This is a genomic window from Draconibacterium mangrovi (assembly GCF_010586825.1).
Classification (GTDB): domain Bacteria; phylum Bacteroidota; class Bacteroidia; order Bacteroidales; family Prolixibacteraceae; genus Draconibacterium; species Draconibacterium mangrovi.
The window spans coordinates 125,144-149,066 of record NZ_JAAAGB010000004.1; the positions used below are offsets into that span (position 1 = coordinate 125,144).

The 23,923-nt window shown below is 40.7% G+C and carries 19 protein-coding genes and 1 riboswitch; of the genes, 3 read left to right on the plus strand and 16 right to left on the minus strand.

Annotated elements, in window-relative coordinates:
- Positions 1–42 precede the first annotated feature (42 nt).
- Complete coding sequence (locus G4420_RS12235) at positions 43–2,127, minus strand: HD family phosphohydrolase (protein WP_163323927.1); 2,085 nt, start codon at positions 2,125–2,127, stop codon at positions 43–45.
- A gap of 191 nt (positions 2,128–2,318) precedes the next feature.
- On the opposite strand from G4420_RS12235, the gene G4420_RS23480 reads away from it, so the two are divergent.
- Entirely contained in the window at positions 2,319–3,104 is a 786-nt protein-coding gene (locus G4420_RS23480; RefSeq protein WP_163323928.1) for a C40 family peptidase, read from the plus strand.
- 236 nt (positions 3,105–3,340) lie between these two features.
- Complete coding sequence (locus tag G4420_RS12245) at positions 3,341–3,757, plus strand: NUDIX domain-containing protein (RefSeq protein ID WP_163323929.1); 417 nt, start codon at positions 3,341–3,343, stop codon at positions 3,755–3,757.
- Positions 3,758–3,819: 62 nt separating this feature from the next.
- Here G4420_RS12245 and G4420_RS12250 read toward each other — a convergent pair whose 3' ends face one another.
- The 6 genes from G4420_RS12250 to G4420_RS12275 form a co-directional block, all read right to left on the minus strand.
- The gene (locus tag G4420_RS12250) at positions 3,820–5,430 is read right to left on the minus strand and encodes a dipeptidase (RefSeq protein WP_163323930.1); all 1,611 of its coding nucleotides are present in this window, start codon (positions 5,428–5,430) and stop codon (positions 3,820–3,822) included.
- Positions 5,431–5,534: 104 nt separating this feature from the next.
- On the minus strand, positions 5,535–6,473 hold the full coding sequence (locus tag G4420_RS12255; RefSeq protein ID WP_163323931.1) for an MOSC domain-containing protein: 939 nt from the start codon (positions 6,471–6,473) through the stop codon (positions 5,535–5,537).
- 8 nt (positions 6,474–6,481) lie between these two features.
- Entirely contained in the window at positions 6,482–6,928 is a 447-nt protein-coding gene (gene moaC / locus G4420_RS12260; RefSeq protein ID WP_163323932.1) for a cyclic pyranopterin monophosphate synthase MoaC, read from the minus strand.
- 3 nt (positions 6,929–6,931) lie between these two features.
- Positions 6,932–7,744, minus strand: a complete 813-nt coding sequence (locus G4420_RS12265; protein ID WP_163323933.1) for a GTP 3',8-cyclase MoaA — start codon at positions 7,742–7,744, stop codon at positions 6,932–6,934.
- Complete coding sequence (locus G4420_RS12270; RefSeq protein WP_163323934.1) at positions 7,716–8,891, minus strand: molybdopterin molybdotransferase MoeA; 1,176 nt, start codon at positions 8,889–8,891, stop codon at positions 7,716–7,718. Before G4420_RS12270 ends, G4420_RS12265 begins: the two co-directional genes overlap by 29 nt.
- Complete coding sequence (locus G4420_RS12275) at positions 8,888–9,436, minus strand: P-loop NTPase family protein (RefSeq protein ID WP_163323935.1); 549 nt, start codon at positions 9,434–9,436, stop codon at positions 8,888–8,890. The genes G4420_RS12270 and G4420_RS12275 overlap by 4 nt, the downstream gene beginning before the upstream one ends.
- A 43-nt stretch (positions 9,437–9,479) precedes the next feature.
- Positions 9,480–9,618, minus strand: a riboswitch (molybdenum cofactor riboswitch).
- Between the two features lie 163 nt (positions 9,619–9,781).
- On the opposite strand from G4420_RS12275, the gene G4420_RS12280 reads away from it, so the two are divergent.
- On the plus strand, positions 9,782–11,275 hold the full coding sequence (locus tag G4420_RS12280) for a T9SS type A sorting domain-containing protein (protein ID WP_163323936.1): 1,494 nt from the start codon (positions 9,782–9,784) through the stop codon (positions 11,273–11,275).
- Between the two features lie 18 nt (positions 11,276–11,293).
- On the opposite strand, the gene ccsA is transcribed toward G4420_RS12280, so the two are convergent.
- From ccsA to G4420_RS12325, 9 genes are all read right to left on the minus strand, one after another.
- Entirely contained in the window at positions 11,294–14,386 is a 3,093-nt protein-coding gene (gene ccsA, locus G4420_RS12285; RefSeq protein WP_163323937.1) for a cytochrome c biogenesis protein CcsA, read from the minus strand.
- An 88-nt stretch (positions 14,387–14,474) separates the two neighbouring features.
- Positions 14,475–14,981, minus strand: coding sequence for a multiheme c-type cytochrome (locus G4420_RS12290; RefSeq protein ID WP_163323938.1), 507 nt, complete (start codon positions 14,979–14,981; stop codon positions 14,475–14,477).
- A 75-nt stretch (positions 14,982–15,056) separates the two neighbouring features.
- The gene (locus G4420_RS12295) at positions 15,057–16,559 is read right to left on the minus strand and encodes a NapC/NirT family cytochrome c (RefSeq protein ID WP_163323939.1); all 1,503 of its coding nucleotides are present in this window, start codon (positions 16,557–16,559) and stop codon (positions 15,057–15,059) included.
- A 252-nt stretch (positions 16,560–16,811) separates the two neighbouring features.
- Positions 16,812–19,643, minus strand: coding sequence for a cytochrome c3 family protein (locus G4420_RS12300; protein WP_163323940.1), 2,832 nt, complete (start codon positions 19,641–19,643; stop codon positions 16,812–16,814).
- A 162-nt stretch (positions 19,644–19,805) separates the two neighbouring features.
- Entirely contained in the window at positions 19,806–20,423 is a 618-nt protein-coding gene (locus tag G4420_RS12305; RefSeq protein WP_163323941.1) for a cytochrome b/b6 domain-containing protein, read from the minus strand.
- A gap of 2 nt (positions 20,424–20,425) precedes the next feature.
- Positions 20,426–21,364 carry a cytochrome c3 family protein gene (locus G4420_RS12310; RefSeq protein ID WP_045033314.1) on the minus strand — a complete coding sequence of 313 codons (939 nt, stop codon included), beginning with the start codon at positions 21,362–21,364 and terminating at the stop codon, positions 20,426–20,428.
- Between the two features lie 113 nt (positions 21,365–21,477).
- On the minus strand, positions 21,478–22,371 hold the full coding sequence (locus G4420_RS12315) for a DUF5777 family beta-barrel protein (protein WP_045033313.1): 894 nt from the start codon (positions 22,369–22,371) through the stop codon (positions 21,478–21,480).
- Between the two features lie 18 nt (positions 22,372–22,389).
- A complete protein-coding gene (locus G4420_RS12320; RefSeq protein ID WP_045033312.1) occupies positions 22,390–22,767 on the minus strand; it encodes a hypothetical protein in 378 nt (125 codons plus the stop codon).
- Between the two features lie 63 nt (positions 22,768–22,830).
- Entirely contained in the window at positions 22,831–23,865 is a 1,035-nt protein-coding gene (locus G4420_RS12325; protein ID WP_163323942.1) for a cytochrome c3 family protein, read from the minus strand.
- Between the last annotated feature and the right edge of the window lie 58 nt (positions 23,866–23,923).

Sequence of the window (23,923 nt, forward strand, 5' to 3'; positions counted from 1 at the left end):
ATCATTCTTATTTAACGCAGTAAGGGTTGTTTTCGTTTATTTCTACTGCTTTTTTCTCTTTTTTTCGTCGGGATATTCAATTCTGATATGGTAAATATTTATCAGTTTTTCTAAAAGTGTACGTTTAATTGTATTGATATCACTGAACGTCAGGTCTGAGTCATCCAGCTGTTTATCTTCAATTTTCTTGTCGATCATACTGTCGATAAGTGCCTTAAGGTTTTCGTGTGTTTTTTCTTTCATACTGCGCGATGCAGCTTCAATACCGTCAACCAGCATAACAACCGCAGCTTCTTTAGAGCGTGGAAGAGGACCGGGATAAGCAAACGCATTTTCATCAACTTCCTTATCCGGATTTTGTTCCTGGTGTTTCAGATAGAAATATTTTGCTTTTGTTGTTCCGTGATGTGTGGCAATAAACTCGATTATAACCGCCGGAAGTTTATGTTTCTGTGCCATTTTAACCCCGTTTTTAACGTGGTCGATAATTACTTCGGCACTTTTTAAATGACTAATCCTGTCATGAGGATTCATTCCCATGGCCTGGTTTTCAATAAAGAAGTTGGGGCGTCCTATTTTGCCAATATCGTGGTAAAGTGCGCCAGCGCGAACCAAAAACGGATTTCCTCCAATACGCAGAATAACCTCTTCGGCAAGGTTGGCAATTTGCATTGAGTGCTGAAATGTTCCGGGCGCCTGCTCGGCCAGTTTTCGCAATAATGGCTGGTTACTATCCGATATTTCGATTAAGGTTACATCCGAAACAAATCCAAAAAGTTTTTCGAAAATATATACCAGCGGATAAACCAACAGAATAAGAACACTGCTAATGGCGAACCATTTTAGCATCGAATAATCGTAGGATATAAATGTTCCTTCGTGAATAAGATTTAGCGCCGTAAAGACAATTATGTAGGTTAAAAATACCCATAAGGCTGCCAATACCAGGTGAACGCGGCGATGCATTTTATTCAGGCTAAAAACCGCAATAAGGCCTGCCGACACTTGCAGCAGTATAAATTCGTAATTATTTGGTGCATAAAATCCCATTAACAGGGTGGTGATAATGAGCGTGAAAATGGCCGTTCGTGAATCGAAAAATGTTCGGATCATAATCGGGAACACCGCAAACGGAACCATGTAAATGTGCAGATTCGGGAAGGTGTTTATAAAGTTCGACAGCAAAATAGTTCCTGCCATAAGCATAAGCATAAAACTTAATTTATTCAGTTGCTGCAGAATATCGCGCCGGTACAGCAAAAGAAATACAAAAATGAAACTAAGAAGAACCGAAATTAGCAGGACTTTACCTATGGAAACCATGTAGCGGTTTACATCGTTACCACGTTCTTTTTCATAACTGGCTTTTAACGATTCCAGCATTTGGTATTTCTCAGCATCCACAATTTCGCCTTCCAGTACAATTCGTTGCCCTTGTTTTACCATTCCACGGGTAACCGATATGGATTGTGTTATTTCATCAATTTCTTTCCGACTGGTTTCGTTATCGTACGATAGGTTTGCTGTTATGTACCGTTCAAGATTAAGATTAGCCAGCCACGGGAAATTATTACCCTCGCTAACCAGGGATTGTCTGGTGTTTTGAAGTGCGTTATAAGCCGATTTTTCGGAATACAGCCGGTCAACATCTTCTTTCTGAACAATATTTCCGGTACGTTTATTAATCTCTTCTTTTCCCTTTAGCTCGTCATAAATATCCACAGAAAAGAGCAGTATACCGTTGCTGTATAATTCATCGAGTTTTGTTGATAAAGTATCAAATATTTTTTTCTTAGTGGTATTTGTGGGGTCAATATCAAGTTCCATATCCTGACGGAGACGTGCTATACTTTCATTCTTTTGGGTAGTATCGTTAAAAAAATAGGGGACAAGTGAATTGATCTGCTCCGCTTTTTCGTCATCCAGTTCGTTTGCCGTTTTTAAAATGGCAAAGTCGAAAGGTGCCACAAGGTTCTCGTGGCGCCACGGAAACCCTCTCTGGTACTCGTATTTAAACTTTGGTTCTCCGGGCAAAATTAAATACAAAGCCACTGCCGTAAGTACAAATAACGATAACTGTAATAACAGTCGGGTGTAGCTTTTTAGTTTTCGCATTAATTTCTTCATATACCGAATATCGAAATTTTGATTTAAAATACCATCACTCTCATCTGCTTCTTTTTAAACTAACTCTTAATATCTAGTTGACAAATAAGGATTGCAGATAAGTTCGTAAAGCCCATTTTTTCTTAGTTTTGTGTTAAACGCTTCAAACAGGTGCTATTCCTGTTTTACAAAATAAAATTAAGAAAATATTGATGAACTACGGCATTTCCAATTTAAGTATTATTCCTGTTCGGCTCGAGCCTTCCGAAAAAAGCGAAATGGTTACACAGATTCTTTTTGGCGAACACTTTGAAATGCGCGAGCAAATGGTGGGCTGGACGAACGTTAAGCTGGCCTACGACGGTTACGAAGGCTGGGTTGATACGAAAATGATTACGCCGATATCAGTTCGTACATTAAACAAAATTGAAAATAGCCCAACTGCGGTTACTTCCGATATTATTACCATTGTGCCGGTTAACGAAGAGCAAAACCTTATGCTGGCCGCCGGAAGTACATTGCCGGTTTGGCGGCCTTATCTAAAACAGTTTTCGGTAATACAAGACACATACCTGGCAACCGGAGATGTGATTTATGGTAAGCTGAAAAATGCACGTGAGATTGCTATTCAGCAAGCTTTGAAATATTTTAATGCGCCGTATTTGTGGGGAGGAAGAACACCATTTGGAGTTGATTGCAGTGGCTTTACCCAAATTATTTACAAAATGATTGGCATTAAATTACCACGCGATGCCAGCGAGCAGGTAAAAATTGGAACGGCCATGAGTTTTGTTGACGAGGCTGAGCCTGGCGATTTGGCTTTTTTCGATGACGAGGAAGGAAATATTGTTCATGTGGGAATTATCTGGAAACGAAATAAAATCATTCATGCATCGGGACAGGTGCGTATCGATAATGTTGATCAGTTTGGGATTTTTAATATTGATACGCAACGTTATACCCATAAAATGCGTGTAATGAAAAAAATAATTGAATAAAATGGAACACATTGAGTTTGTTATTTATGTTGCCCTTTTTGTAGCCGCCGTTTACCTGGTAGTAAAACACTGGAAAACAGGTCGCAAAAAGTAACTGATGAATAAATGGTTAATCTGAATCAGATTGAAAAGGTTGGTGTAGATTTGATTAATGCTATGCCTGAATTCTGATGACTTTCTAGGTTCTACACTATTTCCTTATTTTAATCCTTCGCAATTATCCTTAATCCTTTAAAATGTATACCTATAAATATCCACGCGCAGCCCTTACCGTTGATGCCATAGTTTATGTAAAATCCGAACCAACAACTTTCGTTTTGCTGATTGAGAGGGGGAGGGAGCCCTACAAAAACAAATGGGCACTGCCCGGCGGTTTTGTTGATTTGGACGAGACACTGGAAAAAGCATGTATTCGTGAGTTGGAAGAAGAAACCGGTTTGCAGGTGGAAAAGATGCAGCAGTTCAGGGCTTATGATGCCATCAACCGCGATCCGCGTCATCGGACTATTTCTGTGGTTTATTCGGTGGAAATAGAAGACCAGAAGCCGGTAATAGGCAGCGATGATGCTGCACAGGCAAAGTGGTTCCCAATTAATGATTTACCCAAACTGGCATTTGATCACGCTGAGATTTTAGCCGATTTCTTTAAGTAAAAATAGCGGTAAAGAATTGTGAAATCTATACCGCTATTTCGTTTTCTATAATTAGAATGCTTCTAAAACTTCCAACGCATATCAACCCAGAGTTTGTCGCCAAGTTCCCACCAGCGGTTTATTGTCGAGCGTAACGAAGCATTACTGTAACCGGTCAAATATTCGCGGCACAATTGTGTAGGATTACCATTTGCTGCATTTTCCTTGTCTTTTTTCAGCAATTCCATGGCGCGACTTTCAACAAATTCAGTTTCATTCAGTACCTGGTTTTCAAAGGCTGCAACTTCCGGCTCAACTAGCTCTTTTCCGGTGCCCCAGTTTACCAAAGCCAAACGGTTGGCGCGGGTAAATGCCCACATGGCCGACTGGCGACTAAAATGTTTATGTCCGCAATAGTTGTAAGCATCGGGTAAACTCAGGTTGCCACAATAAATGGGCACACGTGGCGATAAACGCGGAATGTCGAGGCTAAACCACACTTTGCCACCAATTTCGTCAGGCAGATCATCGCGTAGTTGTGCAATCCACGAATACGAACAATACTGTACCGAAATGGGGCGATGCCGATAAACTGAATTCTCTTCCAGGGCATTCATTAAATCACGCTTGTCTTTTGCCAGCCATGGGTGTGCCGCCGGACTGATAATCGTATCGGTTACTTCTTCGCCATCGTCGTTCTTCGTTTTGTGCGCAACTTTCAGCTTACGGATCATTTCGTATTCGGTACCGTCATAGGTTTGTTTGTACAGCGCAATCACATCGCTGATATTAACTTTTTTCTCTACTTTCACCGAGAACGGCAATTCATCGGCATCGAATTTCAAATTCAAACCGGGGGCCATCGAACTCAACACAAAATACTCGCGAATATCAAATGGTTTTTCTCCGCTGTAGGCCTTCCAGAATTTAAATGTTTCCTTTCCATCCCAGTATCCCAGCTCTTTGGCTACCTCAAAAACATTGTCGGAAGCCATATAATAATCCGGATTATCAAGATTGAGTTCGCCTATTCTTGGAATATTTGCGGATATTCCCACATGGTCATCCGGAATACGTTGAGCAGCCCAAACGCCACCAATTTTATCCGGGCCTTCGCCAAAAATCTCCAGCTGCCAAACCTCTTTTGTGTCGGCGATGGTTATACATTCGCCGTAGTCGGCAAAACCATACTCTTTAATCAGTTCGCCAATAAGTTTTATGGCATCGCGTGCTTTTGTGCAACGCTGCAGCGCAATACGTTCCAGTTCTTCAATCAGAAAAAGACCGTTTTCATTATGCAATTCTTTGCGACCGGTAATTGTTGTTTCGCCAATGGCCAGTTGTTTTTCGTTGATACAAGGATACGCGGTGTTCAAATACGCGTAGGTTTCGCGTACCTCGGGAATTTCACCTTTTAGTTCCATTCCGTCCATACTCCATGCGGTGTGCGTGTGCATGGTTCCCCAATAAACTTTGTGAGTTGTGTCGCGGTCGAATTTTTGAGCCGGCACAAAATTTACCCAGGTGCGGTAATAGGCGTCGCAGGTGTGTGCCGTAATCACCGAACCGTCGTCGGTGGCATCTTTCCCAAACATGATGCTGGTGCAGCTTTCGTTCCTGTTATCGTCGGGTTGGGCAAACAAAAATGATGCTGATGACAGTACCAGCATCACGAGTAAAGATATTCGTAACATAGTGCAAAGTTTTGCCCAAATTTAATAGAATTGGCAGGCGGAGCAAATTATTTTGACATTATGTGAAGAATTTTGTTGAAAGATTGACAAAATTATTGCGGTTGTTAATGCCCGTCAATTCCGTGAAGCATCAGAAACGAATGCATCAGAATTTTATGAATTTCGGTTAAATATTCGTTTACGGCTTTAGTACTGCCCGGCAACGAAAATACCAGTGTTTTGTTTTTAACTCCGGCAATTGAACGGCTAAGTAGTGCGTTAGGTTTTTCCGCGCCATATTTCAACCGGATGTGATCCATAATTCCCGGAATTTCCAAATCGATAAAGTTTTGGATGATAACCGGAGCAATATCGCGCGGTCCGATTCCAGTGCTTCCGGTGGTATAAATAATATCGTATCCGTCGTTAACAGCATTTTGTAGTTCGGCTTCCAATAACTCTTTTTCGTCAGGAATTACAGTGCGCGAAGTTTCGCACAGGTATGTTTTTGATACAAAAAAGTCTTTACTAAGTTTCTCGAGAAGTGGTCCGCTTTTGTCTTTGTAAATGCCTTGGTAAGCGCGGTCGCTAAGAGTAATGACTTTTATACGGAATGTTTTTGGGATGTATACCAACTCATCGTATTCAGAAAGTGTTCCCGGTTTTATTACCCGGCAAAAGATCCCTTCTTTGGGCATCACACATTTTCCTGCCAGTTGAAAAATTTCACAGTTATCGCCGTGGCATTTTTTCCCGATTTGCGTTACTTCCAACTCCACGCTGCCTGCCCTGAACCGATCAAAAGGCATGGCTTTATGCACAGCAATTCCTTCCGTGGTAATGTTTTCGGCAAACTCGCCAAATTTGATTTCGCGGCCCAGTTCTCCTTCAAAACTTTTAATGCTTTCTGCAGCCAGTAAACTTATTTGTCGGTGCCATTTCCCGGCGTGCGCATCACCTTCAATGCCATCAAGGTTTAGTTTTAATTCTTTGCGCGGAGTTTTGATCGTGCCTTTTTTCTCCGAAATATTTAGTGATTTTATTTTACAGGTTTGTGCTTCCATTTCTGTAGTTATATTTTCTCCTTAAAGTCAAGTTTTACGTCTCCCATTACCATGTTTTTGTCAACAGCTTTACACATGTCGTAAATGGTCAGCAATGCAACATTCACGGCAGTTAATGCCTCCATTTCAACGCCGGTTTGCCCGATACATTTGGTCAAACTTTTTACCAAAACGCCATTTTCCTGAACTTCAGCTTTTACCTCAACTTTGGTAAGCTGCAGTGGGTGACAAAGCGGAATCAGCCTTGATGTTTCTTTTGCGGCCTGAATTCCGGCGATTTCCGCAATGGTGATTACATCGCCTTTTTTTATCAGGCTTTCGTTAATCAGCCGAATGGTTTCGGGTTGTAAGGCAATAAACCCCGATGCTTTGGCGGTGCGTACCTGTTGCGGTTTGTGGCCCACATCCACCATATTGGCTTTTCCTTCGTCGTTGATATGTGATAATTGGCTCATATTTTATCCTCCAATATTTGAAAAATCGTGTGATTCTGTTCCTACTCCTTTTTCCGGTTTGTTTTCCAGGGCCTGGTTGTATGCTTCTTCAATGCCCAATTCGCGGGTGCTATATCGTTGTCCAGAATGCAGGCACGGAACGATAAATCCGTCGGCAGTTAAACGCAGGCGGTTACATATTGTGCAAATGCCACCTAAACCGCCGTCAACGGCATAAAACTCGCCGGTGCGTAAATCCATTTGGCGAATGAAACGCAACTTCAGTCCATTCTTTTGGCAGAACTCCCGTACTTCCTGTTCGTCCACTTCATTCTCACCCGGAATACGTACAAAGTTTATTTTCACCGGAAGAAGTCCGGCTTCGGTTGCTGCGTCTATTCCGCGCAGAACATCATCAAGCTCTCCAATCCGGGTAATTTTTTTGAATTTTTCAGGATTCATGGTATCCAGACTGATGTTCACCCGTTTTAACCCGGCAGCCTTTAAAGCTTTGGCATAGCGCGGCAAAAGAACACCATTAGTTGTCATTCCAATATCATCAATCTCCGGAATGGCTGAAAGCATACTGATCAGCTCCGGAAGATCTTTGCGTACCAATGGTTCGCCTCCGGTAATTCGGAGTTTGCGAATGCCAAGTTTAACTCCTGCCTTAACGATATCGGTAATTTCGTCAAACGAAAGAATATCCTCATGTTTTTTTAAAGGCAAACCTTCGGCCGGCATACAGTATTCGCACCGGAAATTACAACGATCGGTAACCGAAATACGCAGGTAGTTGATATGTCTGTTAAAGCGGTCGTACATATGCAAGTTCATCAGTATGAATACATGAAACTCCCAGTGGTACCTCCAACAGCGCATTGGCGTAGGAGAGTGCATTTATATGCGCTGATCCATGAAACGGAATTTCCGAAATTGCTCCATTTTCATCGATAACTACCGGAATTATTGCCAGTCGATTGGCTTTTTTTCGTTGATAAGTAAAGTTCATCGGGGCTTTAATACGCAATGGTGCGTAGTTGGCTCCGAGTAGTTTGTAGATAACCGGTTTGGCAATCAACTCAAACTGTACGAATGACGAAACCGGATTTCCGGAAAGTCCAAAAACGAACTTGCCATCCTTTTCTGAAAAAGTCATTGGGTTACCCGGCTTAATGCCCGTGTGATCCCAGTATATTTGAAAACCTTGTTCTTTCAATATCTCCGGAATAAAATCGAAATCTCCGACTGATGCTCCGCCAGTAAATACGACAAAATCGTTCAATTCCAGTGCTTTGTTAAAACTTTCCGTGAGCAATTTATAGTCGTCAACCAGCATGAGTTCGGCCACAATTTCAAGATTCATTTTCCTGAGCTGGGTGATCACCTGGCTGGAATTGCTGTTTCGAATCTGACCTGGTTTTGGCGTTTCTGATGGGGAAACCAATTCACTTCCGGTGGCAATTACGGTTACTTTCGGGCGTTTTGAAACTAACACCTCAGCATAACCTGCACCGGCAAGAACTGCCATTTGTGGAACATTAATCAGCTTACCTTTTTTTAGCAGTACATCGCCTTTTTTATAATCTTCACCCAGGTAACAAATATTCTTTTTCGTTTTAGGATTTGTGCAACGCACCTTGTTTTCAGAAAGTTCCTCAGTATCTTCAACCATAAAAACGCAATCGCATTCAGGCGGAACAGCAGCGCCGGTCATAATTTTTACACACTGGTTTTTCCCAATTTTAACAGAGGCAATTTTACCGGCATTAATTACTTCCAATATTTCCAATTCATTGGCAATATCTTCAAGTCGACACGCATAACCGTCCATTGCCGATTTATTGAACGGAGGCATATCTAAATCAGCAACCACATTTTCCTGTAGTACCCGGTTATATGCATCTTCCAGCTGTACCTTTTCAGTCGGTAGAACCGGTGACAAACTGCCGATCAGCTGTTGTATTTTTTCGAATTGGTTCATGAAACAAATGAAAATTTATTGTTGATGAGCTGAATTTTAGTGTAATCAAATTTAAGCTTTTCTCCGTCATTATTCACAATTATCGGGTTGTGTATCAGGTGATGAGGTTTTCTTACCACAGTTCCGGTTGATTGAATAAAAAAGAACAAACCCGGATTAATAATTTCATGTAAGCCGCCCGATTCGCACACGATGGGAGTTTCAGGTAAAAATGTCGATAGTTTTTCAAAAGCTTCCGGAAGGTACTCCGGCCTGGCCATGACAAAGAAAACCTGTTTGGCACCCGCTTGTAACATCAGCGAACTGTCTTTTCCTGTAATCTGCTTTTCCTGCAAAATAACGTAGTGCTCATCTTTTATAAGTACATCTTCGCTGTTGTGCTCGTGAATATGCGAGGTGATTTTAAGTCCGGTAATGGGAGCTTGTTCGGATAATGACTCTATTACGCGACAGGCAAAGTAGGTTTTTCCCACATTTCTCCCGTTACCTGCAATCAATAGCAAGTTCGGATAATCGATTTTGGTATCTCTTTGTAATTGTGTCATTTAATATGTTTCAGGGAAGGAGAGGAACTTCATTTCGCCCAATGCAAAATGTGCTCTTTCTCCTTTCCAATTTACCCCGACCTTGCCGGGATGCGGGAGGACAACCTGTTTCCGGGTAATCCCATCGGCCAAAATTCCCTGGTTCACACTTTAGGAAGATTGGCTCGGAGCCGGGACAAATATAGTAAAGAATCTAGATGTATGGATGTGATTGTTTGAAAAGTGCTGAAAAGCATTTTGTTTTTCGATAAGTATGCGAGGCATTTATCCTGGATAGTTTTAAGTTTTGAAATCCATCAGGAGTAAACGCGATTTATTATATTTAAACCGTTTAAGATTTATTTTATGGTTCAAAAAACAATAGTACTTCTGTTACTAAATTTGGCGGTTTTTATTTTGTATGCACATGAAATGCAGGATGACTTTGGTAAAGTTGATTCCGCGAGTGTTTATGAATACCGTTTGTCGAAGGATATAATTACCAGCCATATCAAAAATAATGCAGTAGTTCTGCAAACCAAAGATCATCTTTCAAAAACGAATTTTCTGCATCAGTTCAAATTACCCATCAAAAGTGGAGATGCGAATTCTGCAAACCTTTGGACTTTAGACAGTATAGTGGCACGTGAAATGAATGAAATATCCGGACAAACAGAGAATGTGAGCCGGCAAACTTTATCCACTTCAAATAACGGACAAACGCTGATCACAAAAGATTATAAATGGAAAAATGACGATGGACACTGGTTGATCAGTAGTGCAAACTATTATTTTTTCGGGAATGAAGGGCGTTTGGATTCTGTGGAATTTCAGGAATACGTAACCATTAACTATCGAATGTTCACCAAAAAGTACTACACATACGAAGGCGGTTTGCTTGCAACAGAATGGAGTAAAGAAAAATTTGATGAATATGATGATTGGGAGAAGGTTTCGCGCCTGCAGTATAGCTATGATTCGTTGAACAGTCTTAAACAGGTGAATACAATGAAATGGGATCAGTTTTATGATCGCTGGTCGACATTTGAAATATTAGAATACAATTATGATTCGCTGGGTAATATTTCTGAGGAGATAGCTTATGATTACGATAGCTACGAAATGGTAAAATCCAAAAAATATGAAATTGTATACGCTTATAATGAGCAAAACCTTTTGTCTGATATAACCGAATATGTTGAAGGGTGGGGAGAAGATAATTTTATTCCAGATCGTAAATTAAGCTATGATTATGATGGATTGATGAACCTAACTACCGAAACACTTTACAGCTGGGATTACGACCTTGATAATTGGTTGGAAGTTACCTGTAAACGGCATTTCGATCAAATTAGTGAAACTCTTGTTCATGAAGTACAGGTTCAAAACTGGGATAATGAGTGGATTGATGCAAACAATACGAAATACTTTTCGGAAAACGCTATTGCTCCTGGTGAGTTGGAAAATCGGGAATTCATTATGTCGTTTTTACCAATGTTAGTTTACAACACCCAAGTGGTTGATAAACTGGAATCTACTTCTTTTTCAGGAGGAGAATGGCTGGAAAGCGGAGATGTTACCTATCATTTCAGTCAAAGTATTCAGGTAGGCATCAATAATGAAACTCTGGCAGAATTAAAATTATTTCCTAATCCGGCTGCTGATTATATCCGGGTTCAAACTCCAGGATTACATCAATTTGAGTGTATTGTATACGACATTTGGGGAAGAAGTTTGATTCATGAGAATATTAGTGCAGAGATGAAACTGAATGTATCGGATTTAAAACCAGGTTACTATTTGATTGAAATACTTGAATCAGGGAAAAAAATAAGCAAGGGCAAATTTATTAAATACTAATCTGCCCTTGCTTATTTTTTATTCCTCGGAATGTTCTACCTCTTCTACAATCGGATTTGTTTTTTCAGCGAAATAGGCCGAAACAATTACCAGTGCTACAACTGCCACTGCAATATAAACACCTGAAGGAATTGGAGCTGCTTCGCCTTGTGCATACGAATGTAACCCAGATAGGTAATAATTTACTCCAAAATAGGTCATTAACACCGAACTGATACCCAAAACAGCAGCCACACTCATGGCAAAACTACCGCGCATTCCGGGAATGCGGTGCATGTGCGTGATGAATGTATACACTAAAATTGTAACCAGCGCCCAGGTTTCTTTCGGATCCCAGCCCCAGTAGCGCCCCCAGCTTTCGTTAGCCCAAACGCCACCTAAAAAGGAACCGAGCGTAACCATTAACAAGCCAATTATCAGTGCAATCTGGATGATATTCACGAGTTCTTTTATTGTGTGATTGATCCTGTCCGAATTGCGTTTGTTTCTGAAAATCATTAAAATGAGGTTTAGGAAACCAAGCAATGCACTAATACCCAAAAAGCCGTAACTGGCTGTAATAATTGCTACGTGAACAATTAACCAATACGATTTTAAAACCGGTACCAGGTTGGTAATTTCCGGGCTCATCCAGCTCATTCCGGCCACCATCAGTGTTAATCCGGCCAAAACCGATGTTAATGACAGCGTAATTTCCGAACGTTTGGCAAAGATTAAACCGCCAAGTGCAGTTGCCCAGCTAATAAATACCATCGACTCGTAACCGTTACTCCATGGCGCATGACCTGAGATGTACCAGCGAATTGCCAGTCCTGCAGTTTCGGCTAGAAACAGTACGAGAATAAAGTAAAAGGCAAAACTTTTCAGGAAGCGTAATTTAAAATTCGGATTAAACAAGGTGAGCAATTGTAACATCAGAAGAATCAGCCCTGTAAACATGAAAATTTTGGATAACTTCCCAAAAATGTTCAGGTTATTATACAGTACTTCCATTTTTACTTTTGTTGCAGATGGAATGATCTTCGCTCCAATGGTTTCCTGGTTTTGTTTCAGGTTATTCAGCAATTGGTTGGCTGTTGCCCAATCGCGTTTTTGTACCGATTGCAGATATGACGAAACCGTTTGCCTTGCGAAATCAGCATTTTGGGCAGGAAGTTCCTTTGCTTCGTTAATTGATACCCATTTATGATTATCATCGTTTGGAACGGGGAATATAGTCAGAAAATCGCCGGTAAAAATGGCCATAAGAATATTAACGCGTTCGTCAACATTCATAATTTCTTTGTCGAATTTATTACGGTGGTTACTCTCTTTTGCATAAGCGGCCTGAACATCTGAGCTAAGTATATAACCACCCATTTCGCGTGGTCGAACAATTGAATTAAATGAGGCATATTTTCCTGTAATTCCTATCGTTCGGCGTATTTCGGGATTGGCAACTTTTATAATGGCAATGTTTTTCCAAAGCTCAGGATTTGCCTGCATACCAAGAAAAACTTCGGTTGGCGACATACCTTCCCAGCTGGTTTTTTTAGCCACTTTTCGAAGTATTTCCGATGCCAGTGTAGAAACGGGCTCTACGCGGCCTTTTCTATCCTGAATAAGCAAACTCTCGAACGATTCGGCGTGGTCGCTGTTAAGTGGTGCGGGTGTTGCAACTTGTGCCTGTGCGCTAATACTCAACAATACGCCCGTTACCAAAACAGCAAACAGTTTTTTGCGTTTTTCGCGTAGTCGTGCCGATGCTTTCAGCAGGGTTTTAAACCGACTGTTTCGGTTAAACAAAGTCAGTACCATCCCGATGGCCATAATCAGGTAACCAAAATAAGTTACCGATGTTCCTGTTGAGTCGTGGTTTACCGAAAGAATTGTGCCGCGCTCATCCGTATCGTACGACGATTGGAAGAAACGATATCCTTTGTATTTCAGAATGTTGTTCATGAAAATGCGGAATGGCATTTCGGTTGCACCGTCTGTTAAAACCACTTCGCTGGCATATGATGACGGACTCATTGAACCCGGGTAACGTTCGAGCTGGAAATCGTTAAGCTGAATAGCAAACGGAAGCTTTATTATTCGCGAACCGTATGAAACTGACACAGTCATTCCATCGATGGATGTAGTGAAAAAATCGCCAACTTCTCTAGTCCTTCCATAAACAATCAACTCCTTACTTTCTTCACCAGTTGAAATCGCAGCTTTAAAAGCATCCGGAGGACTCATTTCCTGTGATGGTTTTTGGTAAACCAATTGAACCGAAGCAGTTGGAAGAAACTGTTTAATGGCAAACGTGAGGTTTTTATACGTATAGGCCTTTTGCGTATCTACCAGTTTTTCAGTACCAGGAGCTATCAACTCACTGTTGTCGCTCATCATTCCTGATACCTGAATGGTATCGTTAGCAGAAAGATACAGGTTTCCATCCTTTAAACTCAGTTTAATATCAGTAGTTAAATTGTTGCCGAAACCCAGCGTTAAACCATTTAATGTTTTTGTGTTATCGTTTCTTAGCGTAAAGTCTTTTCGCGACGCACCATTTTCAACCGTAATCAGCGAAACAATGGGTTCACCATTCGGATCGAGAACGACGTTTTCCACCGCCGATGGCATAAATTGCTGATTGCTGATGTGTATTGTTTTTCCTTTAAAATGTATTTTTTCTGAGAAACGGTTGGCGGTGTATGGCGAGAATTTAACTTCGCTCGATTCTTCTATTGTTTCGGTACCATCAGTAACCTTAACCGTAACAAACGATGCTTCGGAAACGATATAATCCGACGAACTGTTTTCGCGAATATGCATGCTGCCTTCATAACCGTAATAACGTGTAATCATTGCACCTACACCAATAACGATAAAGGAGATATGAAAAAGTAGAATTGTCCATTTTTTCCGTGCAATGAGTTTGTATTTAAAAACACTGCCAACGATGTTAATGCAGAGTATAAACAACAAGATCTCGAACCACCTGGAATTATAAATGAGAATTTTTGCAGTAATGGTACCATAATCGTTTTCGATAAAGGTGGCGTAACCAATTGCTATTGCAAAAATTACCACAAGAATTCCGGTAAAAAACATGGAAAAAAGGAATGAACTTAGCTTCTTCATAATTAGTAGTTGTCTGAATAAAACACTAAAAAAATTCCTTTGTTTGAAAAAACAAAGGAATTTTTCACAAAATAAAAGTTTTTAGAAATTAGTTGGTTGTAGGATCGTCGTGAGCAATTACTTTCACAAATTCAGCATAATTCCATGCTTTTTTAGGAGCCACATGGCCTTCTGGTTTTTCACCAAGGTGACAAGCCTTACAGGTTTCTTCGGTAGGATCAGTCATTCCTTTTGAAAGAGCCATTGTTTTGTTCTTCATAATTGCAGCCGATTTATAGTGGCTACCAGGTCCGTGGCATGATTCGCACGAAACTCCTTCGTCAGCTTTAAGACCGGCAAGTAAACCGCTGTCAACAGATCCGGCAGTTGAGTGGCATTTTAAACAGGTTGCATTGGTTTTATCGGCACCTTCCAAAGCATCCATTGCTTTGGCGTGTGGGCCTGCCTGCCAAACGTCAAACTGTTTGCCTTTTTCGGGCTTGTTATGGCACATCTTACATTTTGCAGCACCAATGTACTTGTAAGTTTGAGCGGTGGCTGCAGTACTAAATAAAACTGCAAGGCCTAAAAGAAAAATTAATTTTTTGAGTCTCATAATCGTGTATTTAAAATTTATATTACTTGTTTTCTGAAAAGTCTATTATAAGAATAATAAATATTGTGCCAAAATTTAATACAATGCTGTATGACACATTGAGCACATTTCACTTCTCCAGGCTTCGGCAATGTCAACCGGGTGTTGGAAATCCAAAGCTTCGAAAGCGGTTGAATATTGCATGCTATCCCGGGTGCCCTGTGCTATAATGTTGTGGCACAACGAACAGTCTTTTGAAATCGTCTTGTTTTCTGTTGTTGCATGGCGGTCGTTATGGCAACGGTAACATCCGTCTGATTCCATATGACCAATGTTATTTGGATATTCTTTCCAGTTGGCTTTCATAAACGGGAAAATGTTATTGGAATAATCTTCCTGGATCGCAGCTATTGCCTGGTCGATTTCCGTTTTTTTAGTTTCGTAAACATCCGGGTAGCCACTTTCAAACCAGTCTTTGATCTGGTTTTCGATAGCAATCATTGCTGTGTCTTTATTTGGATAATCCTGGTAAAGGGCCATCATGGCGGCCAGTTTTATGGCAGGCAATTCGGTTGAAATTTTGCCCTCAGCCATCGACTGATCGATAAAGTTTTGCGGAGCATTGTAATTGTGCGATGGCCTGTTATGGCAATCTAAACAATCCATTACCCGTGTTTCCAACGAATCGAGCTCTGCTTCTGTAACCATGCTCATTTCATCGGTATAAATGTATTCTTCTCCGGTTTTTGTATTTGTATATTTTACCCACGGAATAATCTGACGTTTTTCGTCAAGTGCTTTGTATTCAATTTTTACCTCGGGGCTAATGTGCTGGTGTATACCTTTTATCACTCCCTGTGGAGTTACCTGTGTACTTGTTTTCACCTGCAAATGAACAATATGTTCGGTGTTTTCTTCATCAGTTAAAAATGAATGTTTTACCCTCATTTTATTATCGTAGAATTTCTCCGGCCAGTGACATTCTTCGCAGGTTTCGCGTGCCGGACGCAGATTGGCAATTGGGGTAGGGATAGGTTGTGGATATTTGTTTGCCAAAACAGAGTATACCTGGTATAAACCCGAAAGTTTACTTTTTACATACCAGCTGGCTCCCGAACCAACGTGGCACTCCACACAAGCAACACGCTCGTGCGACGAACCGTGATAGGTTACGTATTCCGGCTCCATAACCTCGTGACATAACTTTCCGCAAAATTCTACCGATTCGGTGTAATGAAAAGCTTCGTAACTTCCTACGGATGAAATAATAAGCAGGAAAATTGTTCCAACGATAAAAATTGTGCTGGCATTGCGGGTAGCCAGATTATTAAAATCTAAGATTGGCCAGTTTAAACGTTTGCCTTCTTTTTCAGCCAACCGCGCTTTCTTTCGGTAGATTCGCATCCCCAGCGGGATCATGAGTAATCCTACGATCAAAAATACCGGAAGGATGATGAAAATGAATAAACCAATATATTGACCACCAAATCCGAAAGCTACATTCAAAAGAAATAAAGCGAGGATGCTGGCCAGGTTGAAAACAGCTAAAACTGCTCCTGTAATCGATACCCAGTTTCTTATGGAAGACGGTAATTTCATAATTTTTCGTTTATTGGTTTGATGTAAAATCTACTGATCCAAGATTATAATTTTCCTTTAATTATTCAAGGTCAGATACTTATTTATAAATTGTCTATATACGCAATGTTAATTTGAAACTATGTTCTGAACATGAAGTTTTAATGTTTCTTTAGATTTATATACTTGTCATGTTTACTGTTTGTTATACTACTAATCCACTAGGGTTAAGTATTAAAAATTGTATTTTCATTCTTTTCGTTTTTTCGCCTATTAATGGAAAATTAAAGAGTAAATTATCAGTATTATCATCATTACACCGGCGAAAAGTGCAGTGAATCCAAAGATTTTTATCGTTCTCATCCTCTCTTTCGTAAACTCTTTTTCAACGCGAACTTCATTTATTTTCCCTGATTTTACCAGTTGCTCATATTCGTGTGGTCGATCTTTTTTGTATTCTTCCTCCAGGACATATCCCGTGAAAATTACAGTATCCATCGGGAAGGATTCGGGGCGCAGGTGTGTATTAAAAAAGTGAATGGTAAAAATAAATCCAACAGCAAGTAAAGCCTCGTCGCTGTGTATAATCTGAGCCACATTAATGAGCCAGCCGGGCAGGAATTTGGTGAAGAATTCGGGGAACCATAGCATTAATCCGGTTGAGCCAATTACAAGCACTCCCCAGAATACGGCGAAGTAGTCGAATTTTTCCCAATAAGTCCATCTTCCATAGTTTGGCCGTGGACCAATTCCTATAAACCATTTAATTGATGCCCAAAAGTCGCGAATGTCTTTCCGGTTAAACATCAGTGAGTTACTGCTGAAAATGAATTTGCTGACTTTTATTCCATGTTTAAACTTAACTTTTAATAGCGCTACCACATGGAATATAAAATATCCGAAAGTGACCAGGGCAGCCGTTCGATGAATAAAACCGGCAATATGGGCACCGCCAATGGCTTCGGCCAAAAACTGGGCCCAGGGCATGTAGGCAAATTTCAAAATCATTCCGGTAAGGGCAAGCAGTATGAAACTTACTATTACAAAAATGTGGGTTATCCTGTTTTTCTTCTGGAAACGCCTGATATACATTTGTTTGCCCAACGGTTTTGGTTCCTTTCGTTTTTTTATCATGGCACCAAGCGACCGGGGTATCCACAATAAGGTGTGCAGGCCGAAAAAGGCAAACACGCTTAACAGTAATCCGGTCATTGCCCAGAATGTGTAATAGAGCCATGGAAAATTGCTTTTATCATAGTGAGTGGCATGTGTCAGGTAACCGGTAAATTTCATATTGGCATCAGTATGACATTTCGAGCAGGTGGCAACAATATTTCGTGGACTGATCGTTGATTTTGGATTGTCCATCCGATAGATATTGTGAGCACCATGGCAGTCGGAACAACGTGCAGCCTCAAGGTAACCCAATTGATACACTTTCCCATGATAGGTTTCGAGGTAAGTTTCTGCCAGTTCCTGGTGGCACTGTCCGCACTGAGAGCTGATTTCCGACATAAATTTGCTTTCATGCACTTCGGAAATATTGTGGGCCGAGTGGCAGGTTTCGCAGGTAGGGAATTTCAACTCTTCGGTGTTGGCACCAATACCGTGTTCGCTTTCAATATACTGGTCGTAAATTCCTTTGTGACAATTTCCACAAGTTTTGGCGAGGTTGGCCGGATTCACCGACGATCGTTCATCATCTTCTTTTAACATGAAGTGTGTGGTGTGGCAATCGGTACAAATAGCGGCCGACAACAGTCCTTTTTCCTCCAGACTTTTTCCGTGCACACTTGTTGAATAATCATAATAGGCATCGGTTTCCTTCAGGTTGGTACCGGCAACTGCCTGGCCATTTTCTTTATGGCATTCGCCACAAAGTTTTGGTACTGCAGAGCGGAAAGTAGGCGAATTTTCATTCTCGGAAGGAACAACAAGGTGCGACCCGTGGCAATCGGTACAATATGGTGCATTTTCGTGTTTGGCAAAATAAGCCTCTCCATGGCCGCTTTGGAAATAGATCTCGGATTCCTCTGCATGGCAACTCGAACAATCGACTTTATCCGCAGTTTCACACGGACGGGCAATATTTGCGGTAACATCCGAGTGGCATTTAACACAGGTAATATTATTGTGAGCCGAATTAACAAATTCATTTACATCAACATGAAGAGAAACCTGCCTGTCGTCAATTACTTTATGAATTTCGGGTTGTTCGTGGCATTTTAAGCAGGTTTTATCTGAAATGTTTTCAATAATATTTTTCAACTCAACTTTGTGTGGAGGATGGCAATCGGTGCAGGCCGGAATTGCCCCCGGGCTTTTCTCCCAAAGTTCCTTGTTGATTATTTTTATGTGTACATCTTCAATTCGTGCATGGCATTGCATACAGGTTGCTGCAATGTTTTTCTCCGAAATGCTGGAGTTCATGTTGGTGTGGGGGAGAATAAGGTGGTTTCCGTGGCAGTTGTTGCAGGTGGCAGTTACCACCAAACCACTGCTAAATAATCCTTTTCCGTGAATGCCCTGTGTGTAATTTTCAACAATGTTGTGCTCGCCAATATTGTAGGCCCGTGCAACCGGCGCACCTTCACGGTGGCAGGTTCCGCACAAAACCGGAATATTCATTTTATAGGTGCGCGATTGCGGATCGGCTGAGCTCAGTATCCTGTGTGTTCCGTGGCATTCGGCACAGTTGGGTGCATTGCGTGAGCCTTTTTCAAAAGCCATTCCATGAACACCATCCATGAACTTTGTCATGGCTTCGTCATGGCAATCGCCACAATTTACTGGTTGCAGTTTATCGGCATGTGGAAATTCTTCAACGTCAGCATCCGTGTGGCACGAAATACATTCGAGATAACTGTGTACTGAATTTTCGAGAATACCGGCAGGAATATACCTTGAAACTTCCCGGCCGTTTACAATGGTAAATAGTTCCGGGTCGTCGTGGCACATGGCACAATCATCATTGGATTGTGCCATCAATTTAAATCCGGACATCAGAAGCAAACCGACGATTAAAAAGATTTTAACCAGTCCTGAATTTGCTTCGGTGCATACATCGAACAGATTGTTAGTTAAAGTTTTGCTCAAGTACTTCATGCTAAGCCGTCTTTAATATAATTACTAAATCCCTTATCTCAGCCTACCTTGCGAGCCAACCATGCATTATTTGTGTGCCGCTATTTCTGTCCTGTTTTCTTTCTTCGCCCTCTTTCCTGTCGTTTTATTGTTTATTTATGACTTACTTTTCTCTTGTTAAAATTATACGTGGTGCCAACCGTTTACAATACTTCTGAAATTATCAAGCGGCGACTTGCCAATTGATGCAATGTAAAGGTGAATAATCAGGAATATGGAAATAAAGAATCCCATAGCCGAATGTGTTACGGCAGTGATAAGAACACCGCTGATATTGTATATTTTATTAAAAATCAGCTCGGGAAACATTAATCCGATACCAGAAATTATCACCAATGGAACAATAATGTACATTACGATTAGGTAAGTATATTTTTGCAAAGGATTGAATTTACGTTTTTCAGAAAGTGGGTAAGGAGCTTTCATTCCGTGAAACATTCCCCACGCGTAATAGTATGCCTGTTTCATTGGGCGTTTCAAAAAGTTCTTTGGTTTTACAATGTAAAACTTTTTATTTGAGGTTACCATGTTACCTATTAAAAACAAAAGATAGTTTAAGGAAACTATTACTCCGGCATAATTATGCACGGTAATAATAAGTTTAAAGCTGATAACGGATTCCTCAAAACCCGAGTTCATGCTTATTCCGGTAATAATAAGTAGAATAATACCCAGGGCGTTTATCCCATGCCAAATACGTAACCAAAGTGGGTAGAAGTATATTTTGTTTTCTGAGCTCATTGTTATTTCTTTTTGATGATAATTCTAAATATTACGTGAATGATAATTCCAGCCATAGCTGCGAAAAAGATGATTAAACTAATCGTTCTTAAAATTGGAATCTGGTGCGATCCAATCACGTAATTTTCATTCGAAAGTACACCAAGTGCAGATCCGTCTTCGGCTCTTTCCTGCAGGTTTTGGTATTTGTATAACGATGCTTTTAACAACGAGTTGGCCGAGTGGCATTCGGCACAACGGCGCACAGCATCTTCTTTTGCAAGAATGTTGTGCGAAACCATTAAATCGTCTTCAACCGCAGTATGACATTCAATACAACGTACATGTTTAAAATGGAGCTCCTGATTTGGCAGCCAGTCGTGAATATCAACAACGGCAGATTTAAGATCGCCGGATACCAGGCTAAACCTTTTCATATCGTTATGACACGATAAACACATGTCGTTACTGTTTTCAACAATCTCAACAATACTGCTACTTGTGCGTGCAGTGGTAGAGTAGTAGTGTTGATCGTGGCATTTTGAACAGGTAAAGTTATCGCCAAAACCCTGACGGTGTATACTCTTGTTAACTTCTTCGTCAATTTTATCAAACTCGTATTTTGCAAACGACTCGTCGCCGCCATGACAATCCAGGCATGTCATCATTGGCTCCAGCTTTAACGATGCTGCATGCGGATAGGTAGTGTAGTCGAATGAGTGGCAATCCGTGCAGTCGAAATTCTGATGAACACCTGTACGTAATCTTAAGGTATCGATTATCAGGTACGGATTCATCAGACGTTTCTCCTCCGTATCCATCATGTCGTTATGGAATGAATAGGTTTGCTGGGAGTGACACTTTAAACAATCGTGACTTGCGGGATCGTCGTAAAATTGCCCGAAACTTTTTAACGTGATTGTCAAAAGCATCAGGATTTGTAATGGAATGAAATATTTCATGGGTTAATTCGTGTAAATAGATCTGAAGTATTGCAATAACTTTATGGAATGAAAAATGGTAATATCGTTTTTATCGGATATTACCATCTTTATCATTTATACTTTTTAATCGATTAGAACATCCAGATACGGGTTATGGTAAAACCAAGGGCTAAACCTTTATTGGTCCAGTCATTTTGGTTAAACATCATCATATCCTGTGGGAGAATACCTTGTGCTGTTCCAACATAAATCTGGAATGCGTGGGTAAAGGTAAAGAATTCAACACCAAACGACAGGTTTTCTTTAGCATGAGTATCCCAGGTGTATTGCTCTGAAATATCTTTGATCTTTAGAGGCTTGTCGTAGTTGAAAATAAATGATCCTTGTGGAGAAAATTTAATTTTTCCACTAAAATGAAGCCCAACAACATCATGGTTGTAATCCCAATCTGACATATTATAGTGCGTAAAACTTGCGGCGGCTTGCAATGAAGCCCAATCGCCGAATTTACGCGTTACCATAGCTTGTGAGAAATACGATAATCTGTCGTTCAAATCGATATAATTAGGCATTGTCTGGCCTTTTGTATCTACAGTTTTACCAGTTCCAATCGATTCGGAATTTCTTCCATCAATAGCAACATTACCAAATAAGGTGAACGATATTGGCATACCGCTTGTTTTTTGCTGAAGTACTTTCCACTTCGCATTAAGATCGGTATACATGAATTTTTTGGTAATACCTGCTCCGATTTGAAAATTTTTGACAGGAACATAATTTAGTCCTAATCTTACATTAGAACCCGGAGCATAAATTCCCCACAGATCGGATCTCCCGTTTTCAAGTGTTCCAAATTTGTGTTGAATAACAAATTCCAGTGTTCGTGCATCAGGAATAAAAGATGTTTGTGCATCAATCAGAATACCACTGTTAAAAGCGTAAACCGGATCGGCTGCCTCTTCCTGAGCAAATGAACTGGAAAAAGTAACTCCTAAAATAATTAGAATCAATATGTATTTTTTCATCATTATCAGTTTAGGTTTTTAATTGTTTTTTGCTCCTTGCGTTATCCAGGTTAGCACCAATGCTGCCTCTGACTCCGAATATTTAACGTGGCTTCCTGTTGGGCTTGGTTTGGTATAAATCAAACTTGATGCAGGATCAGAAGTATTAATATAACGGCTGCTGTTGAGCGAACTATAAGCATTTGAAGGAGTGAGATCTGGCATTTGATTACCAGTGGTATGGCATGATGTACACTTTGCAGAGAAAATAGGAGTGATCTCAGCTGAAAACGATACCTCAGGAGCATCGGGATCGGTCGGATCGATTACTTCTTCTTCAACAATCCAATTGTACGCACAGCCACCAAAAATCAATCCTATAAGAAATATTGATAATATAATTTTTAGTGCTTTCATAATATTAAAGTTTGTGAAAAAAAAGACTTCCCGAGAGAAGTCTTTTCACTCTATTTCTTTTAATTAATTAGCTGCCAAAGCGTTTAGTTCAGCTTCCATAGCCTCTATTGAGTTTCTCAATAACGCTTTTACGTATTTAGGATTGTGAACTCCTAAACTGCGGTCTTCTTCTAATCCAACCCAGTTAAAGAAAGCTTGAACCTGAACTGTTGGGAAAGTTCCTACATGTGGATGATAACCATCTTCGTCATTTCCTTCAACAACTCCTAAAGCAATAAGCTGATCTCTAAGTTCAACTAACATTTCGTGTACCTCTGTTTGAACACCACCGTAGTTGTAGTCATCCAAATCTGCATCGTGACATTCGTTACAAGCAGCAAGACTAGGAATAAATGAGTGACCACCTTCTTCGTTTGTGAATTCGGCCATATGACAACCTACACAAGAAGCCTGGTTTAAGTGTTTTGAAGAACCTTGTTCAGGATAAGCAACTGATCCGGGAATTTCGGCAAAACCCATACCTGCCACAACATTACCTTGTGCACCGTGGTGTGGTCCGTAGTGAGTACTTGTTATTTTGAATGTTTCTGGTAATTCTTCTAATCCGTAACCAGGTTCAGCTCTTCTTGACTGGTGACAATTAGCACACAGGTTGCTGTTACCACCCAGGTCCATAGTTAATGTATTGTCAAAAACAGGATTAACCGGGGCATGCAAACGCAATGCGTAATCTTGTCCTTCAAATGTTTCGTGAAGTCCGTGGCAAGTATTACATTCCCAGGCTGAAGGATTGGAAATATCTCCAAGAACTTCGCCTAAAGTTGCAAACTGAACAAAACCCTCGTGAGAGTGGCATTGTGCACATGATTGACGTCCGCCGGCATAATCAACTGCAATAGCACCTACAGCATGTTCCGACATCCAGAACTGTCCTTGTTTTGCTTCCATATTGGTTCCTGAGTGGCAAACTAAACAAGTAACTTGTCCGTCAACACCATCAGTGCCATCTGTTCCGTCAGCACCGTCAGCACCGCCAGGTCCCATTGGGCCTTCCTTTGTACATGAAGAAAACATGAATGCCAGAATGAATCCTAGCATGAATAATTTTGAGATAGATTTGTAATTCATAACGTAGTATATTAGGTAATTTATATTT

Bases quoted from the DNA above. Each gene is read 5' to 3' on its own strand.
- G4420_RS12320 (WP_045033312.1), bottom strand. From the start codon at position 22,767: ATGAAAGCACTAAAAATTATATTATCAATATTTCTTATAGGATTGATT.
- G4420_RS12255 (WP_163323931.1), bottom strand. From the start codon at position 6,473: ATGGAAGCACAAACCTGTAAAATAAAATCACTAAATATTTCGGAGAAA.
- G4420_RS12310 (WP_045033314.1), bottom strand. From the start codon at position 21,364: ATGAAATATTTCATTCCATTACAAATCCTGATGCTTTTGACAATCACG.
- G4420_RS12250 (WP_163323930.1), bottom strand. From the start codon at position 5,430: ATGTTACGAATATCTTTACTCGTGATGCTGGTACTGTCATCAGCATCA.
- G4420_RS12290 (WP_163323938.1), bottom strand. From the start codon at position 14,981: ATGAGACTCAAAAAATTAATTTTTCTTTTAGGCCTTGCAGTTTTATTT.
- G4420_RS12300 (WP_163323940.1), bottom strand. From the start codon at position 19,643: ATGAAGTACTTGAGCAAAACTTTAACTAACAATCTGTTCGATGTATGC.
- ccsA (WP_163323937.1), bottom strand. From the start codon at position 14,386: ATGAAGAAGCTAAGTTCATTCCTTTTTTCCATGTTTTTTACCGGAATT.
- G4420_RS12275 (WP_163323935.1), bottom strand. From the start codon at position 9,436: ATGACACAATTACAAAGAGATACCAAAATCGATTATCCGAACTTGCTA.
- G4420_RS12295 (WP_163323939.1), bottom strand. From the start codon at position 16,559: ATGAAATTACCGTCTTCCATAAGAAACTGGGTATCGATTACAGGAGCA.
- G4420_RS12270 (WP_163323934.1), bottom strand. From the start codon at position 8,891: ATGAACCAATTCGAAAAAATACAACAGCTGATCGGCAGTTTGTCACCG.
- G4420_RS12265 (WP_163323933.1), bottom strand. From the start codon at position 7,744: ATGAACTTGCATATGTACGACCGCTTTAACAGACATATCAACTACCTG.
- moaC (WP_163323932.1), bottom strand. From the start codon at position 6,928: ATGAGCCAATTATCACATATCAACGACGAAGGAAAAGCCAATATGGTG.
- G4420_RS12315 (WP_045033313.1), bottom strand. From the start codon at position 22,371: ATGAAAAAATACATATTGATTCTAATTATTTTAGGAGTTACTTTTTCC.
- G4420_RS12325 (WP_163323942.1), bottom strand. From the start codon at position 23,865: ATGCTAGGATTCATTCTGGCATTCATGTTTTCTTCATGTACAAAGGAA.
- G4420_RS23480 (WP_163323928.1), top strand. From the start codon at position 2,319: ATGAACTACGGCATTTCCAATTTAAGTATTATTCCTGTTCGGCTCGAG.
- G4420_RS12235 (WP_163323927.1), bottom strand. From the start codon at position 2,127: ATGAAGAAATTAATGCGAAAACTAAAAAGCTACACCCGACTGTTATTA.
- G4420_RS12245 (WP_163323929.1), top strand. From the start codon at position 3,341: ATGTATACCTATAAATATCCACGCGCAGCCCTTACCGTTGATGCCATA.
- G4420_RS12280 (WP_163323936.1), top strand. From the start codon at position 9,782: ATGGTTCAAAAAACAATAGTACTTCTGTTACTAAATTTGGCGGTTTTT.
- G4420_RS12305 (WP_163323941.1), bottom strand. From the start codon at position 20,423: ATGAGCTCAGAAAACAAAATATACTTCTACCCACTTTGGTTACGTATT.